Annotated in this window: 16 protein-coding genes; 14 read left to right on the forward strand and 2 right to left on the reverse strand. The window is 66.8% G+C overall.

The features are described from left to right. The first annotated feature begins 143 nt into the window (after positions 1 to 143). The 5 genes from ACWPXE_RS13845 (at position 144) to ACWPXE_RS13865 (ending at position 5162) form a co-directional block, all read left to right on the forward strand. Positions 144 to 1712: a Do family serine endopeptidase gene (locus ACWPXE_RS13845; RefSeq protein WP_454018776.1), complete on the forward strand. Its 1569-nt coding sequence runs from the start codon at positions 144 to 146 to the stop codon at positions 1710 to 1712. Between the two features lie 103 nt (positions 1713 to 1815). After that, positions 1816 to 2574 carry a glycosyltransferase family 2 protein gene (locus ACWPXE_RS13850; RefSeq protein WP_454018314.1) on the forward strand — a complete coding sequence of 253 codons (759 nt, stop codon included), beginning with the start codon at positions 1816 to 1818 and terminating at the stop codon, positions 2572 to 2574. Between the two features lie 31 nt (positions 2575 to 2605). Beyond that, positions 2606 to 2941: a lipid-A-disaccharide synthase N-terminal domain-containing protein gene (locus tag ACWPXE_RS13855; RefSeq protein WP_014240342.1), complete on the forward strand. Its 336-nt coding sequence runs from the start codon at positions 2606 to 2608 to the stop codon at positions 2939 to 2941. Beyond that, the gene (locus tag ACWPXE_RS13860) at positions 2938 to 4623 is read left to right on the forward strand and encodes an ArnT family glycosyltransferase (RefSeq protein ID WP_454018315.1); all 1686 of its coding nucleotides are present in this window, start codon (positions 2938 to 2940) and stop codon (positions 4621 to 4623) included. Before ACWPXE_RS13855 ends, ACWPXE_RS13860 begins: the two co-directional genes overlap by 4 nt. A 155-nt stretch (positions 4624 to 4778) precedes the next feature. Next, complete coding sequence (locus ACWPXE_RS13865) at positions 4779 to 5162, forward strand: hypothetical protein (protein ID WP_175426363.1); 384 nt, start codon at positions 4779 to 4781, stop codon at positions 5160 to 5162. Here the strand turns inward: ACWPXE_RS13865 and ACWPXE_RS13870 are convergent. Next, positions 5134 to 6102, reverse strand: coding sequence for an ROK family protein (locus ACWPXE_RS13870; RefSeq protein ID WP_454018316.1), 969 nt, complete (start codon positions 6100 to 6102; stop codon positions 5134 to 5136). The genes ACWPXE_RS13865 and ACWPXE_RS13870 overlap by 29 nt on opposite strands. A gap of 256 nt (positions 6103 to 6358) precedes the next feature. Here ACWPXE_RS13870 and ACWPXE_RS13875 point away from each other — a divergent pair, with 256 nt between their 5' ends. The 7 genes from ACWPXE_RS13875 (at position 6359) to ACWPXE_RS13905 (ending at position 13213) form a co-directional block, all read left to right on the forward strand. Further along, positions 6359 to 7153, forward strand: a complete 795-nt coding sequence (locus tag ACWPXE_RS13875) for a hypothetical protein (RefSeq protein WP_454018317.1) — start codon at positions 6359 to 6361, stop codon at positions 7151 to 7153. 401 nt (positions 7154 to 7554) lie between these two features. After that, the gene (locus ACWPXE_RS13880) at positions 7555 to 8460 is read left to right on the forward strand and encodes a branched-chain amino acid ABC transporter permease (RefSeq protein ID WP_014240349.1); all 906 of its coding nucleotides are present in this window, start codon (positions 7555 to 7557) and stop codon (positions 8458 to 8460) included. Positions 8461 to 8464: 4 nt separating this feature from the next. Next, positions 8465 to 9982 (forward strand): high-affinity branched-chain amino acid ABC transporter permease LivM, encoded by a 1518-nt coding sequence (gene livM / locus ACWPXE_RS13885; RefSeq protein ID WP_454018318.1) that lies wholly within the window; start codon positions 8465 to 8467, stop codon positions 9980 to 9982. Beyond that, positions 9982 to 10866 (forward strand): ABC transporter ATP-binding protein, encoded by an 885-nt coding sequence (locus tag ACWPXE_RS13890; RefSeq protein WP_059398775.1) that lies wholly within the window; start codon positions 9982 to 9984, stop codon positions 10864 to 10866. Before livM ends, ACWPXE_RS13890 begins: the two co-directional genes overlap by 1 nt. A 3-nt stretch (positions 10867 to 10869) precedes the next feature. Next, positions 10870 to 11580, forward strand: a complete 711-nt coding sequence (locus ACWPXE_RS13895; RefSeq protein WP_014240352.1) for an ABC transporter ATP-binding protein — start codon at positions 10870 to 10872, stop codon at positions 11578 to 11580. Further along, the gene (locus tag ACWPXE_RS13900) at positions 11580 to 11939 is read left to right on the forward strand and encodes a DUF6867 family protein (RefSeq protein WP_035673562.1); all 360 of its coding nucleotides are present in this window, start codon (positions 11580 to 11582) and stop codon (positions 11937 to 11939) included. Before ACWPXE_RS13895 ends, ACWPXE_RS13900 begins: the two co-directional genes overlap by 1 nt. Before the next feature lie 173 nt (positions 11940 to 12112). After that, a complete protein-coding gene (locus ACWPXE_RS13905) occupies positions 12113 to 13213 on the forward strand; it encodes a branched-chain amino acid ABC transporter substrate-binding protein (RefSeq protein ID WP_149165791.1) in 1101 nt (366 codons plus the stop codon). 114 nt (positions 13214 to 13327) lie between these two features. Here ACWPXE_RS13905 and ACWPXE_RS13910 read toward each other — a convergent pair whose 3' ends face one another. Further along, positions 13328 to 13579 (reverse strand): hypothetical protein, encoded by a 252-nt coding sequence (locus tag ACWPXE_RS13910; protein ID WP_035673567.1) that lies wholly within the window; start codon positions 13577 to 13579, stop codon positions 13328 to 13330. A 136-nt stretch (positions 13580 to 13715) separates the two neighbouring features. On the opposite strand from ACWPXE_RS13910, the gene ACWPXE_RS13915 reads away from it, so the two are divergent. Together ACWPXE_RS13915 and ACWPXE_RS13920 are read left to right on the forward strand one after the other, a co-directional pair. Then, a complete protein-coding gene (locus ACWPXE_RS13915) occupies positions 13716 to 13991 on the forward strand; it encodes a hypothetical protein (protein ID WP_454018319.1) in 276 nt (91 codons plus the stop codon). 423 nt (positions 13992 to 14414) lie between these two features. Then, positions 14415 to 15455 carry an OmpA family protein gene (locus ACWPXE_RS13920; protein ID WP_109068296.1) on the forward strand — a complete coding sequence of 347 codons (1041 nt, stop codon included), beginning with the start codon at positions 14415 to 14417 and terminating at the stop codon, positions 15453 to 15455. Positions 15456 to 15481 lie beyond the last annotated feature (26 nt).

Below are 15481 nucleotides of genomic sequence, written 5' to 3' on the forward strand. Positions count from 1 at the left end.
CGGAATGCGTTGCGGAGCGTTCTGTTGACATGAAGCGCCCATCGCAAGGCGCGCGCTGTCCGACTGGCGGAGTTTCTTTCATGCCGCATTCCATCGATCGATTCCGGCCCTTGTCCGGCTCCGTCCCGCGCCAAGCCGGATTGATGTCCGGATTGACGTCTGGATCCGCATCACGATTGGCGGCATCCGCGCCCGCGGGTCTTGTCGCCGTCCTTCTCGTCCTGGCGACTCCGGCGTTTGCGCAGGATGCGGGGGGAGCACCTCCAGCCCCGGCCGCGCCGCCGCTGGCGTCCGCCCTGCCGCCCAACGCACCCCCGACCTTCGCCGATCTGGCGGAGAAGCAATTGGACGCGGTGGTTTTCATATCCACGACGCAGACGCCGCCACAAAGTGGTCCGCAGGCGGGACCGCGCGGACCGGAAGTTCCCGGCTTTCCGCCCGGTTCACCTTTCGAAGAGTTCTTTCGCGAGTTTCGCGACCGCCAGCGCGGCCAGCCGCAACAGCAGCAGGCGCCGCGCCCGACGGCAGCGTTGGGTTCCGGCTTCATCATCGACCCGGCGGGCTTCGTCGTCACCAACAGCCATGTGGTGTCCGAAGCGACGGAGATTTCCGTCACCATGCACGACGGCACGAAATTGCCGGCGAAGCTCGTCGGCGTGGACGGGCCGACCGACCTTGCCGTTTTGAAAGTGGAGAGCAAGAAGCCGCTGGTCTTCGCCCCCTGGGGCGACAGCGAGGCGTTGCGGGTCGGCGACTGGGTGGTCGCCATCGGCAACCCCTTCGGCCTCGGCGGGTCGGTGACCGCAGGCATCCTGTCCGCACGGCAGCGGGACATCCAGCAGGGACCCTACGACGACTATCTGCAGACCGACGCTTCGATCAACCGGGGCAATTCCGGTGGGCCGCTCTACAACCTCAACGGTGAGGTGATCGGCATCAACACGGCCATCTATTCGCCGACCGGCGGCTCGGTGGGCATCGGCTTCGCCATTCCGTCCTCCGTCGCGCGGCCGGTCGTCGAGCAGTTGCGCGACCATGGGCAGGTGCGCCGCGGCTGGCTGGGCGTCCAGGTGCAGAGCGTGACACCCGACATTGCCGAAAGCCTGGGCATGCAGGAGCCGGCGGGCGCCCTGGTGACCAGCGTATCGCCGGAAGGCCCGGCGGGGAAGGGCGGCGTCCGGCAGGGAGACGTCATCACCCGCTTCAACGGTGAGTCCATCGAGCAGATGCGCGAACTGCCGCGCGTCGTCGCCGCCACCAAGATCGGATCGGCTGTGCCGCTGGAACTGGTGCGCGAGGGCAAGGCCGAAACCCTGACCGTGACGGTGGGCGAGTTGGAGCCGCAGGAGCAGGTTGCCATGTCCGGGTCGAGCGGAGCGCCGCGCCCGGAAACGACGGTCGACAGCAAGCAGGTGCTCGGGCTGACCCTGTCGCAACTGACCCCCGGCCTGCGCGACAGCTTCTCCATCAACCCCGACGTCGAGGGCGTGGTGGTGACCGAGGTCGGCGATGCCAGCGCCGCCAGCGAGCGCGGCATCGAGGCCGGCGACGTCATCGTGGAGGCCGGGCAGGAGCCGGTGAAGACGCCGGAGGACCTGAACCGTCTGGTCGACGACGCGCGCAGCCAGGGCCGCAAGACCGTGCTGATGCTGCTCAGCCGCGACGGCGACCTGCGCTACGTGCCGATGCCCATCGAAGACCGCAAGGGCTGAGGGCGGCCAGAGGCCGTCCCCAGGGCTGTCCCAACCTTTTCCTCTACCGTTTGCCGGGCGGCGGGAGTAATTTGCCCGCCACTTGGCGAATGGGATTAATCCAGTGAGCGTAGATTCCGAGGGCCGTCCGCCCGTGCGGCTGTCGGTCGTGGTTCCGGTCTTCAACGAGGCCGAAAACGTCCTTCCCCTTCTCGAAGAGATCGAGCGCGCGCTGTCGCCCGCCGGCGTGCTGGGCGGTGACTTCGAAGTGATCTATGTGGACGACGGCTCCAGCGACGACACGCTGACGCGCCTCGCCCCCGTGGTCGCCGCGGGCCGCCTGCGGCTGGTCCGCCATGTCCACCGGTCCGGGCAGAGCGCGGCCGTGCGCACCGGGGTCAAGGCGGCGCGCGGGGTGTGGATCGCCACCCTCGACGGCGACGGCCAGAACGACCCCGCCGATATTCCCGCCCTGTTTGCCCTGGCCGCCAAGGGTGGTCCGGACGCGCCGGTTCTGGTCGGTGGCCTGCGCAAGAAACGGCAGGACACGCTGTCCAAGCGTCTGGCCTCGCGTTTCGCGAACGCTGTGCGGCAGTCCTTCCTCCAGGACGGCTGCACCGACAGCGGCTGCGGGCTGAAGCTGTTCCGCCGCGACGCCTTCCTTGATCTGCCCTTTTTCGGGGCGATGCACCGCTTCCTGCCCGCCCTGTTCCGGTCGCACGGCCATCCGGTGGCCTATGTGCCGGTCAACCACCGCCCGCGGGAACGCGGAGTTTCCAAATACACCAACTGGCGCCGCGGGCTGATCGGCGTGGTCGATCTGCTGGGCGTCTATTGGCTGAAGCGGCGCACCGCGCTGTCGCCCGCGGTCGAAGACCGCTAACCCTCCCTTCCTCCGGACCGGTCGCCGCCCGATGCTCGAACGCGCCATCGCCTGGTACCAGAGTCAAAGCACCGCCGACCTGATCTGGGTCGGCGTCGGCTTTTTTGCGCAGGCGCTCTTCATGATGCGCTTCGTCGTGCAATGGATCGCCAGCGAGCGCGCCCGGCGCAGCATCGTGCCGGACCTCTTCTGGTATTTCTCGATCGGCGGCGGGGTTCTTCTCTTGGCCTATTCGATCCAACGGGGTGATCCGGTGTTCATGTTCGGGCAGGGGCTGGGCCTCATCATCTATTTCCGGAACCTCTACTTCGTCTTGAACAACCGACGGAACGGCGGAGCGGACGGCAACGCGGCGGGCACGCCGTGAGCGCGCTGCCGAACGCCGCGGCCGCCCGCCTGCCGGTCCTGGCCTATCTGGCCCTCGCGGTGATCAGCGTCCTGCTGTTCCTGCCCGGCTTCTTCGATCTGCCGCCCTTCGACCGCGACGAGGCGCGCTTCGCCCAGGCGTCGCACCAGATGCTGGAAAGCGGCGACTATGTCGACATCCGCTTCCAGGACGAGGCGCGCCACAAGAAGCCGGTGGGCATCTACTGGCTGCAGACCGCGGCGACCCGGCTTGTCGACGGGCCAAGCGGGATGCCGAAGGAAATCTGGACCTTCCGCATCCCGTCGTTGATCGGGGCGGTTCTGGCGGTTCTGGCAACGGCCTGGATCGGAGCGCGGATGTTCGGCGGGACGGTCGGGTTCCTCGCCGGGCTGATGATGGCGTCCTGCGTCGTGCTGGGCGTCGAGGCCCGCATGGCGAAGACCGACGCGGTGCTGCTCTCGACCATCGTGATCGGGCAGGCGGCGTTGGCCAGCCTCTATCTGAACCGCCATGCGGAGCGGTCCGGCTGGGCGGCGCCGCTCGCCTTCTGGATCGCCGCGGGGATCGGCATCCTCATCAAAGGACCGATCGTCCTTCTGGTGTCCGGCACCACGGCGCTGGTGCTGGCGGTGCTGGATCGCCGGGCCGGCTGGTTGAAGCGGTTGCGCCCGCTGGTCGGCCTCGCCATCGTGGTCGCCATCGCGGCGCCCTGGCTGATCGCCATCACGGTGAAGACCAAGGGTGCCTTCTTCGCCGAGTCGGTCGGCCACGACATGATGGGCAAGGTGGTGAGCGGGCAGGAGGCGAAGGGGCTGCCGCCCGGCTATTACCTGGGCACCTTCTGGGTGACCTTCGCGCCCTGGTCCTTCCTGGCGCTTCTGGCCGTTCCCTGGGCGTGGCGCCACCGCAAGGGGACGGGGCCGGTGGCGGACGCCGTGCGCTTCTGCGTTGCCTGGATCATCCCGAGCTGGCTGGTCTTCGAGGCGGTGCCGACCAAACTTCTGCACTACACGCTGCCGGTCTTCCCGGCCATCGCCATCCTGACCGCCGCCGCGGCGCGCGAGCATTTCCTGCGCCGCGCCGAGACGCCGCGGTGGGGACTGTTCTCGGTCGCCACCGTTTTCGGGGCCGTCGGCTTCGGTGCCCTGACGGTCGCGGTCGCGGTGATCCCCTATCTGGTCGATGGGCGCGTCGACCCGGTGGCCGTCGCCATGCTGCCGGTGGTGCTGGTGCTGTACGCGTTGGCCGTACGCCTGTTCGCCCAGCGCCGGGAGACTCCGGCCTTCGCGGCGGGTCTGGCGGCGGCGGCGGTGCTGTACGCGGGCACCTACGGCGCGGTCCTGCCGGGCATCGACGGCGTGTGGATCAGCCGGCAGGCGGCGCGGACGGTCGCGGCGGTGCGCCCCTGCGCCGACAGCGTGGTTGCCTCCGCCGGCTATTCGGAGCCAAGCCTCGTCTTCCTGCTGGGGACCGACACGCGCCTGACCCATGGGGCGGGCGCCGCCGCCCATCTGGCGGAAAACCCGTCCTGCGGGCTGGCCCTGGTGACGGACCGGGAGGAAACGGAGTTCCGCGCCGCCCTGAAGGGGGCGGAGCCGGTGCCGCTCGGCCGTTTCACCGGCTTCAACTACAACACCGGCAAGCGGCTGACCCTGACGCTTTACGGCGCGGCACGGCCCTGAACGCACCGGAATGGGGTGTCCTCCGGATAGAGGTTGCCGGATGGAGGCTGCGGGCTGAGTAACCCGCCTCCTCCCTGGACATGCGCGGCCGCATCCGGCGGAATCCGTCTTCCACACGCAAACGGATGGAAGGCCGCCGTGTCATGCTTCGAACGATGACTGTAGCGACCCTCGCGGTGCTGGCCTTTGCTGCACCCGCCGAAGCGCAAAGGCAGGAGTACCCCTCCTGGGTGTATGAGGAGATGGTCCCGACCGGCCCGCACATGCGCCGCATGGAAGAGGCTCAACCGATCCCCGGGGCGCGGCCGTCCCATTGGGGCGCCATGGGCAACGGCGAGCAGTTCCGCGCCGGTTCGCGCGGCTACGGCACCGATCCGGCCCGCGCCACCCCCTCCTACTCCCGGACCAATTCGCTGACGCCCCCGGTCCGCGACGGGCGTGGCGCGGCAACGGCGGCTCGGCGTGGCGGTGGCGGCGACAATGTGCCGGGCACCCCGCGCGAGGTGACGCTCAATCCGGAGTACAATTTCGAGCGTTGATCGCGGCCTCCTCGGGCCGCCACAGCCAGGCGGCCCCGCGGACCCCGCTCGAATCGCCATGGATGGCTCGGCGGACCGGCGTGTCCAGACTGTCCGTAAAGGCCCAGCGCGCGATGACCGGGGGAAGGGCGGCGTAGAGGAGGTCCAGGTTGGACAGCCCGCCGCCCAGCACAATCACGTCCGGATCCAAGACATTGACGATGCTTGCCAGCCCTCGCCCCAGCCGGTCGACCAGCCGGTCGAAGGTGGCGCGGGCCGCGGCGTCCCCGCGATCCGCCAGCGCCGCGATGGCCTCCGCGGTCAGGTCCGCCCCGGTGACCCGTTGGTGGTTGGCGGCAACGGCAGGGCCGGACACGAAGGTTTCCAGGCAGCCGGACTTGCCGCAATAGCAGGCCGGTCCGGGCCGCTCCTCGTCGGTTGGCCAGGGCAGGGGATTGTGGCCCCATTCGCCGCCGATGGCGTTGCGGCCGCGCAGCGGACGGCCATCCACAACGATTCCCGCCCCGCAGCCGGTGCCGAGGATCGCCGCGAAGACCACGCTGCAGCCGGCGCCGGACCCATCCGCCGCCTCCGATACGGCCAGACAGTTGGCGTCGTTCTCGACCCGCACCGGCCGTTTGAGCGCTTCGGCCAGATCCTGGTCGAACGGCTTGCCGATCAGCCAGGTCGAGTTGGCGTTCTTCACCAGCCCTGTCGCCGGAGAGACGGCGCCGGGAATGCCGATCCCGACGGTGGCTCCCGCCGACCCCGTCGCGCTCTCCAGCCGCGCCACCAGATCGGCGATGGTCCGCACCGTCGCCTCGTAGTCGCCGCGGGGGGTGGGGACGCGGAAACGGGCACGCTCCTCGCCGGCCGCGCCGAGCGCGATCCCCTCCGTCTTCGTGCCGCCGAGGTCGATGCCGATGCGGATGAGCGAAGAGGGGGTATCGGTGCGCTTCATTGGGAAACTGTCCTGATGTGTGGCCTGTGTCACAGATGGACGCCGGAGCTGTTGCAATACTGGGAAAGACCGGCAACCCGCAAGCCAAGCAACCATCCGACCTCACCGGCGACTGCCGGCCACAGGCTGGGACAAATGGTCTTTGCTCGGGCGATATGGGTTGACCGTCTGTCGGGATCTTGTAGAACCAGCGAAGGAGAGGGCGTGATCCGTCGGATTCCGCCCGTCAATCAGGGCCACCGGAGCCGGACCAACGATGAATCGCCAGCGCGCCGCCCATCGCATTCCTTCCTTCACCTTGCGCAGCGCCGCCGCCGTCGGCCTTGCCGTGCTGTTTGCCGGCACCGCGCTGCCGGCCGTCGCCAAGGAGGCGGCGAAGCCGGCTGCTGAAAAAACGGCTGCGAAGGCCACCGCGAAGCCGGCTGCCGCGAAAAGCACTGCTCCCAAGAGCACCGCGAGCAAGCCCGGCGCCTGCTACAGCCGCGCCGAGCACGCTGCGGAGCAGACCATCCGCATGCACACCGAGATGATGGTGGTCGGGCTGACCTGCCAACAGGTGAATCCGGACAAGAAGCCGTTCAACCTGTACCAGGACTTCACCGTCAAGAACCGTTCGCTGATCTCCAACTCGGAAGCGTCGATGATCGACCACTTCCGCAAGAAGGGCGGTGGCAACGCGACGCGGCAGTTCGACATGTTCCGCACCGAACTGGCGAACGAGGTCAGCCGCCGCGCTGCGGTGATCGGCACCGGCCTCTATTGCGCCAACTTCGTTGACCGCTCCAAGGCGGCGATGGACCTGACGGCGGACGACATCCGCGTCCTGACCGCCGATGAAAAAAGCGCCGGCCTGATGCATTTGTCGTCAAAGCCGTTGTGCGATGTCCAAGTCGTCAGCAACCCGGACGTGAACTACGACGTTGCCCAAGCCCCCGCCTCGCGCAGCGGCGGCGCGGCGACCGCGTCCAAGTCCACCGGCAAGGCGACGGCCAAGGCGCCGGGGAAGCCCAAGGAGCCGGCGAAGGCCCAGGTGGTCTCCGCCAAGCGCTGACCGGCCAGTATCGATGGTGAGGCCGGACGTCATGGATTGACCGGCATCATGCATCGCAGCAGTGGCACAGTTGTTGCGAAGCCCTCTTCACCACAGTGAAGAGGGCTTTTTTCATGCGATGCATTCGCTATGGTAGAAGGCAAGCGCAAAGTTCACGGAACTGACATGAATCGATATTGCAAATTCTCGGAAAATTGGTATTACCGCAGATAGAGTGCGGGTTTGCCCTCTTGCTCTGTTGAGAGCCGCTGGGCTAACGTTCCGCTCACACAACAATCTTGGCCCCGCGCTCAAGAGCCCGGGTAAGCCAATTCGGGGAGTGGCACTTCACGTGACTGGTGTACGAGCGCGCTTGTCTCGCTCGCCGAAGCCTGCGCATCGCGCCGAGGCGAGGTAAGACAATGGAATATTTTCTTCAGCAGTTGATCAATGGCCTGTCGCTGGGCGCCATCTATGGCCTCATCGCGATCGGATACACGATGGTGTATGGCATCATCGGCATGATCAATTTCGCCCACGGCGAGATCTACATGATCGGCGCCTTCGTGGCCCTCATCACCTTTCTGGCCATCGGGAGCCTGGGGATCACCTGGGTTCCGCTGGCCCTTCTCGTCATGCTGGTCGCATCGATGCTGTTCACCGCCGTCTACGGATGGACGGTGGAGCGCATCGCCTACCGCCCGCTGCGCAGCTCGCCGCGTCTGGCGCCGCTGATCTCGGCGATCGGCATGTCGATCTTCCTGCAGAACTACGTGCAGATCCTGCAGGGCGCCCGCAGCAAGCCGCTGCAGCCGATCCTGCCGGGCAACCTGACCCTGATGGACGGGGCGGTGTCGGTCAGCTACGTGCGTCTGGCGACGATCGTCATCACCATCGCCCTGATGTACGGCTTCACCCAGCTCATCACCCGGACCTCGCTCGGCCGCGCCCAGCGCGCGTGCGAGCAGGACAAGAAGATGGCGGGCCTGCTGGGCGTCAACGTCGACCGCGTCATCTCCCTGACCTTCGTCATGGGCGCCGCCCTGGCTGCTGTGGCGGGCATGATGGTCCTGCTGATCTACGGCGTGATCGACTTCTACATCGGCTTCCTGGCCGGCGTTAAGGCCTTCACCGCCGCGGTGCTCGGTGGCATCGGCTCGCTGCCGGGCGCCATGCTGGGCGGCGTGGTCATCGGCCTGATCGAAGCCTTCTGGTCGGGCTACATGGGCAGCGAATGGAAAGACGTGGCGACCTTCACGATTCTCGTGCTCGTCCTGATCTTCCGTCCGACCGGCCTGCTGGGCCGTCCGGAAATCGAGAAGGTGTGAGGCCATGACCGCGATTTCCATGTCTTCGCCGCGGGCCATCGCCTGGCCCGCGATCCTGAAGGAGGCGGCGATGACCGCCTTCGTCGCCCTTCTCCTGACAATCCCGCTGGTCGGCCTGCGCACGGTGGACCGCCCCACCGGCCTCGGGCTGGAGACCCGCTGGAACGAGGTGGCCGCCGCCGTCGGTCTGGTCTTCCTCGGCCGTCTCGGCCTCTGCCTGATCCGCGAGGGCCACGCAGTCACCGTCCTGGTCCTGGCCGCCGCCGCCACTGCGGCTGGCTTCTTCATCGCCATGCCGACGGAGGCCTTGCGGGTCATCCTGATCGCCGGTGGCGCCGTCATCGCGATCCGCGCCATCCTGGCGATCCGAACCGGCCGCTCCAAGCTGTCGCAGGCGGAGCGCGACAAGCGGATGGACCACATCGCGGCGCAGGTGCAGCACGCCTCCCGCTGGCTCGGTCCGATCGCCGTCGTCGTGGCGCTGGCCTTCCCGTTCACGCCGCTGGCCGACCGCCAACTGCTGGACATCGGCATCCTGCTGCTGACCTACGTCATGCTGGGCTGGGGGCTGAACATCGTCGTCGGCCTCGCCGGTCTGCTCGACCTCGGCTATGTGGCCTTCTACGCGGTGGGCGCCTACTCCTACGCGCTGCTGGCCCATTATTTCGGCTTCAGCTTCTGGGTCTGCCTGCCGCTGGCCGGTTTCCTGGCGGCGATGTCGGGTGTGCTGCTGGGCTTCCCGGTCCTGCGTCTGCGCGGCGACTATTTCGCCATCGTGACGCTGGGCTTCGGCGAGATCATCCGCATCATCCTGATCAACTGGTACCAGTTCACCGGCGGCCCCAACGGCATCTCCGGCATCCCGCGCCCGAGCTTCTTCGGCCTCGCCGACTTCACGCGGACTCCGGCGGAGGGCACCGCGGCCTTCCATGAGATGTTCGGCCTGGAGTTCAGCCCGCTGCACCGGATCATCTTCCTCTATTACCTGATCCTGGTGCTGGCCCTGGTGGTGAACCTGTTCACCATGCGCGTCCGCAAGCTGCCGCTGGGCCGCGCCTGGGAGGCGCTGCGCGAGGACGACATCGCCTGCGCCTCGCTGGGGATCAACCGCACGAACATGAAGCTGGCGGCCTTCGCCATCGCGGCGATGTTCGGCGGCTTCGCCGGGTCCTTCTTCGCCACCCGTCAGGGCTTCATCAGCCCGGAGAGCTTCACCTTCATCGAATCGGCGATCATCCTCGCCATCGTGGTGCTGGGCGGCATGGGCAGCCAGATCGGCGTCGTCGTGGCCGCCTTTCTGGTCATCGGCCTGCCGGAAGCCTTCCGTGAACTGGCCGACTACCGCATGCTGGCGTTCGGCATGGGCATGGTGCTGATCATGCTGTGGCGTCCGCGCGGCCTGTTGGCCCACCGCGACCCGACCATCCTCCTGCACGGCCGTCCCAAGGGCGGAGCCGGCGGTCCCGCCGCGGGCACCGCCGCCGCCGGCGGCCAGGGCATCGCCGGGGGGAGCGCGAAGTGATGACGACCCAATCCATGACCACCACGCCCCTGCTGACGGTCGAACACCTCACCATGCGCTTCGGCGGCCTGGTGGCGGTCAACGACGTCTCCTTCGCGGCCAACAACGGCGAGATCACCGCGATCATCGGCCCGAACGGCGCTGGCAAGACCACGCTGTTCAACTGCATCACCGGCTTCTACACCCCCACGGTGGGCCGGCTGACGCTGCGCCACGCCGACGGGAAGGAGTTCCTGCTGGAGCGGATGCCGGGCTACCGCATCTCGCAGAAGGCCAGCGTCGCCCGCACCTTCCAGAACATCCGCCTGTTCGGCGGCATGAGCGTCCTGGAGAACCTGATCGTCGCCCAGCACAACAAGCTGATCCGCGCCTCGGGCTTCTCCATCGCCGGCCTGCTCGGCCTGCCGTCCTACACGAGGACAGAGCGGGAGGCGGTCGATCTGGCCAAATACTGGCTGGACCGCGTCCGCCTTCTGGAATTCGCGGACTGGGAAGCGGGCAATCTCCCCTACGGCGCCCAGCGCCGGCTGGAGATCGCCCGCGCCATGTGCACGGAGCCGGTGATGCTCTGCCTGGATGAGCCGGCGGCGGGACTCAACCCGCGCGAGTCGGGTGAACTGGCCGATCTGCTCACCTACATCCGCGACGAGCACAAGATCGGCGTCCTGCTGATCGAGCATGACATGAGCGTGGTGATGACCATTTCCGACCATGTCGTGGTGCTGGATTACGGGCGGAAGATTTCCGACGGGGATCCGGCCTTCGTGAAGAATGACCCGGCGGTGATCCGCGCCTATCTGGGCGAGGAAGAGGACGAGGAACTGCCGCCGGAGATCAAGGCTGACCTGCCAGAGGTCGCCAAGCGAGCCGAGGAGGGGGCCTGAGCCATGCTGAAGGTATCGGGCGTCCACACCTTCTACGGCGCCATCGAGGCGCTGAAGGGAGTCGACATCGAGATCGGGGCCGGCGAGATCGTCTCGCTGATCGGCGCCAACGGAGCCGGAAAGTCCACGCTTCTCATGACCATCTGCGGCAGTCCGCGCGCCCGCATGGGCCGGATCACCTTCGAGGGGCAGGACATCACGCAGATGCCCACCTACGAGCTGGTCCGCCTGGGCATCGCCCAGTCGCCGGAAGGCCGCCGGATCTTCCCGCGCATGAGCGTGCTGGAGAACCTGCAGATGGGCTCCATCACCGCCAAGCCGGGCAGCTTCGCCAACGAGCTGGAGCGGGTGCTGACGCTGTTCCCGCGCCTGAAGGAGCGCATCAGCCAGCGCGCCGGCACCATGTCGGGCGGCGAGCAGCAGATGCTGGCCATCGGCCGTGCTCTGATGAGCCAGCCGCGTCTGTTGCTTCTCGACGAGCCGTCGCTGGGCCTCGCCCCGCTGGTGGTGAAGCAGATCTTCCAGGCGGTGAAGGACATCAACCGCGAACAGAAGATGACCGTGTTCATGGTCGAGCAGAACGCCTTCCATGCGTTGAAGCTCGCCCACCGCGGCTATGTGATGGTCAACGGCAAGGTCACCATGTCGGGGACCGGTGCGGAACTGCTGGCGAACGAGGAAGTTCGCTCGGCCTATCTGGAGGGAGGTCACTGATGGACGGCGTTCTCGGGTCCTCTCTGCCGGTCTTCCTGGGCCTGACGGTCCTGGTGTTCGGCGGCTGCGGCGTTCTGACCGGCCAGACCCTGGCCGAAGGCTGGAAGCCGCTGTCGAGCGCCATCGCCTACTCAATCCTGCTGGGCTTGGGCGACCGATTCCTGGTCTGGGGCCTGTTCGGCGGCCAGCTCCTGTCGGTGTATGGATTCGTGGTGCACACCCTGGTGATCGGCGCGATCACCCTGACCACATACCGCATTTCGATGGCGCGCCGGATGGTGTCCCAGTATCCTTGGCTGTACGAGCGTTCGGGTCCCTTCGGGTGGCGCGAGCGCGTCGGCGGAACGCTCGCCCAGTGATTGCGAATTCCATGGGTCCGATCGGGACTGGGACGCGGGTGAAACTGTCGCACTTGGCGATGATCGGACTATAGTGGAACCTTGTCGGCACCGGCGCCCCCAGCCCTTGGGGGACCGGTGAAAAGGCCCCGGCGGGGCCGGCGTACGACTCATAACAGGGAGCCAACGAAACTATGAACTACAAGCTTTCCCTCCTCGTTGCGGTTGCGGCGACCGCTATGACCGCCTCGGTGGCGAAGGCCGACATCGCGGTGGCGACCGCCGGCCCGATCACCGGCCAGTACGCCACCTTCGGCGAGCAGATGAAGAAGGGCATGGAGCAGGCGGTTGCCGACATCAACGCCGCCGGCGGTGTCCTGGGGCAGAAGCTGAAGCTGGAAGTGGGCGATGACGCCTGCGACCCGAAGCAGGCCGTCGCCGTGGCGAACCAGCTCGCCAAGGCAGGCGTCAAGTTCGTCGCCGGCCACTTCTGCTCGGGCTCCTCGATCCCGGCCTCGCAGGTCTATGCCGAGGAAGGCGTCCTGCAGATCTCCCCGGCCTCGACCAACCCGAAGCTGACCGAGCAGGGCCTGAAGAACGTTCTGCGCGTCTGCGGCCGTGACGACCAGCAGGGCCAGATCGCCGGCAAGTATCTGCTCGACAACTACAAGGGCAAGAACGTCGCGATCCTGCACGACAAGTCGGCCTACGGCAAGGGGCTCGCCGACGAGACGCAGAAGGCGCTGAACGCCGGCGGCCAGAAGGAGAAGGTCTACGAAGCCTACACGGCGGGTGAGAAGGACTACTCGGCGCTGGTGTCCAAGCTGAAGCAGGAGGCCGTCGACGTCGTCTATGTCGGTGGCTACCACACCGAGGCCGGCCTGCTGGCCCGCCAGATGAAGGATCAGGGCCTGAACGCTCCGATCGTGTCGGGCGACGCGCTGGTGACCAACGAGTATTGGGCGATCACCGGTCCGGCCGGCGAGAACACCATGATGACCTTCGGTCCGGATCCGCGCGAGATGCCGGAAGCCAAGGAAGCCGTGGAGAAGTTCCGCAAGGCTGGCTATGAGCCGGAGGGTTACACCCTCTACACCTACGCCGCCCTGCAGATCTGGGCGGAGGCGGCCAAGCAGGCCAACTCGACCGACTCGGCCAAGATCGCCGACGTTCTGCGCAAGAACAGCTACAACACGGTGATCGGCAAGATCGGCTTCGACGCCAAGGGCGACGTGACCTCGCCGGCCTATGTCTGGTACCGCTGGAACAACGGTCAGTACGCCCAGGTCAAGTAAGCCGGGGCCTACGTCCCGGACGTACGATCTGGTTTCCTCAGGGAAATGAAGTCGTGCAAAGGCCCGGCGGGAAACCGCCGGGCCTTTTGCGTGGCGTGGTGCCCGCGGTGTAGTTCAGAGGGTGGCCGGCTGCGCCGTCATCGAAGGAGCCATTGGAGGGGACGTCGGAGGAGGGGCCAAAGCCGGGGAGCGCTCCGCCAGAAGCCTCTCCGAGGTGTTCATCACGTCGCGCCAGAAGGCAGCGGCGCGCAGGTTGTTCGCAGCCGTGAGTTCGACGAGGCGGACGCGGCTGATGCGGATGGCGGACTCGCCCAGTTCTTCCACGAGGCGGGTCGCGAACAGGAGCACGTCGTGATCGATTTTCATGACGGTATCAACACGCCGGATCGGCGGTTTGTTCCGCAGGTGCGAAGGGGGTTGTTGCAGCATCGCTACATCACGGCTTCGGTATGCGTGGCGCGCACAACGGACACTCGCCAACCGGGGGCGGTTTGGTGTTTGAATGGTCCGCCGTATCCGCAAGGTTGGCGGGTTTGACGTTTTTGGGTTTTGGAGATCGGATATGCGCAGAAAGCGCGAAGTCGTCGAAGGCCAGATGTTCCGCAAACTGGGTCCCGGCGGTGGCATCTGGCAGGTGATCGCCATCCGCAAGGATGGGTTGGGCACCCAGCACGCCCAGCTTCAGCGGTCCGACGACCACAAGACCCTGAAAACCCTGGCGGTTTCTGCCCTTCTTGACCCCACCCAATTCGAAATGGTCGCCGAACCGCAGGATTGAACGGGACGCCGGCGCCGGTTGCGCCGGCCTCTTACCAATGACGTCGTGGGTATGTGCCCCTGCCGAAGGCGGGGTACTTTTGTGTGTCTGGGTTTGTTTGTGTTAACCGCAAACATACCCCAAAGGTCATGTCTCCCATCCAATGGGGTTAGGAAGAATTCAGCGTGCGATTGCTTTGTTCTCGAAGGAATATGAAGAGTGCGACGAACGTTCGGGTAATGCAGAAATGCAACATCTCTGTGCATCTTGTCGCAGAGGACTTGTGACGGTGGGTGGTAGCTGATATCTCGAAGTCATGACGTTTCAACCGCCGACGGAATGCGGCGGGCTCGCCCGATCGAAGGCTGGAGTCACCAGACACCCGCCCTTCGAACGGTTCGCTTCGACAGCCCCGGCAACGCCGTGCACAAAGGAAAGAAGAAAATGACTCTGCGTGGGATTCTGCTCGGAACGGCGCTCGCGGCGATGCTGCCGACCGCCGCCATGGCCGCGACCGAGGGCTTTTACGTCGGCGCCGGCGCCGGCGTGAACTGGACGCGCGATGCCGATCTGCGCTTCGAGAACACCCCGACGGATGCCAGCACCAGCTTCAAGCTGGGCGGCATCGGCGACATCTCCGCCGGCTACGCGACCGCCGCCGGCCCGCGCGCCGAGCTGGAGTTCGCTTGGCGCTGGCGCAACGCGATCGACAGCACCGACAGCTCCAACGCGGCGGTGAACGGTCTGGGTGGCAAGGCCAGCTCGCTCGCCTTCATGGGCAACGTCCTGTACGACATCAACACCGGAACCGCCTTCACGCCCTACATCGGCGTCGGCGCCGGTATCGCCCAGGTCCGTTTGGATCTCGGCGGTTTCGATGACCGCGACTGGGTGTTCGCCTACCAGGGAATCGCCGGCGTGTCCTACGCCCTGAGCCAGAACCTGGCCCTGACGCTGGATTACCGTTACTTCGCGACGCTCGATCCGAAGTTCGATCTGGGCGGCCCGGCCGGCCTCGCCAGCTCCACTGTGAAGGGCGAGTACCAGAACCACACCATCATGGCCGGCCTGCGCTACACCTTCGGTGCTCCGGCGGCGGCCCCCGCGGCGGCCCCCATCGCTCCGGCGGCTCCGGTGCAGGCGCAGCCGCAGTCGGAGTATCTGGTGTTCTTCGACTGGGACAAGGCCAACATCACCGCGGCGTCCGACAAGATCATCGGCGATGCCGCTGCCTCGGCCGGCCAAGTGCGGGCGGTCAGCATCCATGTGGTCGGCCACACCGACACCTCGGGCTCGCCGGCCTACAACCAGCGGCTCTCGCTGCGCCGCGCCGACGCGGTGAAGAACGCGCTGGTCGGCAAGGGCGTCGCCGCCAACCAGATCACCGTCGAGGGCAAGGGCGAAACCCAGCTCCTGGTGAACACCGGTGCGAACGTCCGCGAACCGTCGAACCGCCGCGCGCAGATCCTCATCCGCGTGCAGTGATCCGGTAGGCCGCCGGTCCCGTACGG

The sequence above is a fragment of the Azospirillum sp. Marseille-Q6669 genome, from assembly GCF_965111635.1.

Coding starts and splice junctions, on each gene's coding strand:
- ACWPXE_RS13845 (WP_454018776.1), top strand. CDS start 144: ATGTCCGGATTGACGTCTGGATCCGCATCACGATTGGCGGCATCCGCG.
- ACWPXE_RS13855 (WP_014240342.1), top strand. CDS start 2,606: ATGCTCGAACGCGCCATCGCCTGGTACCAGAGTCAAAGCACCGCCGAC.
- ACWPXE_RS13865 (WP_175426363.1), top strand. CDS start 4,779: ATGACTGTAGCGACCCTCGCGGTGCTGGCCTTTGCTGCACCCGCCGAA.
- ACWPXE_RS13870 (WP_454018316.1), bottom strand. CDS start 6,102: ATGAAGCGCACCGATACCCCCTCTTCGCTCATCCGCATCGGCATCGAC.
- ACWPXE_RS13875 (WP_454018317.1), top strand. CDS start 6,359: ATGAATCGCCAGCGCGCCGCCCATCGCATTCCTTCCTTCACCTTGCGC.
- ACWPXE_RS13880 (WP_014240349.1), top strand. CDS start 7,555: ATGGAATATTTTCTTCAGCAGTTGATCAATGGCCTGTCGCTGGGCGCC.
- livM (WP_454018318.1), top strand. CDS start 8,465: ATGACCGCGATTTCCATGTCTTCGCCGCGGGCCATCGCCTGGCCCGCG.
- ACWPXE_RS13890 (WP_059398775.1), top strand. CDS start 9,982: ATGACGACCCAATCCATGACCACCACGCCCCTGCTGACGGTCGAACAC.
- ACWPXE_RS13895 (WP_014240352.1), top strand. CDS start 10,870: ATGCTGAAGGTATCGGGCGTCCACACCTTCTACGGCGCCATCGAGGCG.
- ACWPXE_RS13900 (WP_035673562.1), top strand. CDS start 11,580: ATGGACGGCGTTCTCGGGTCCTCTCTGCCGGTCTTCCTGGGCCTGACG.
- ACWPXE_RS13905 (WP_149165791.1), top strand. CDS start 12,113: ATGAACTACAAGCTTTCCCTCCTCGTTGCGGTTGCGGCGACCGCTATG.
- ACWPXE_RS13910 (WP_035673567.1), bottom strand. CDS start 13,579: ATGAAAATCGATCACGACGTGCTCCTGTTCGCGACCCGCCTCGTGGAA.
- ACWPXE_RS13915 (WP_454018319.1), top strand. CDS start 13,716: ATGGTCCGCCGTATCCGCAAGGTTGGCGGGTTTGACGTTTTTGGGTTT.
- ACWPXE_RS13920 (WP_109068296.1), top strand. CDS start 14,415: ATGACTCTGCGTGGGATTCTGCTCGGAACGGCGCTCGCGGCGATGCTG.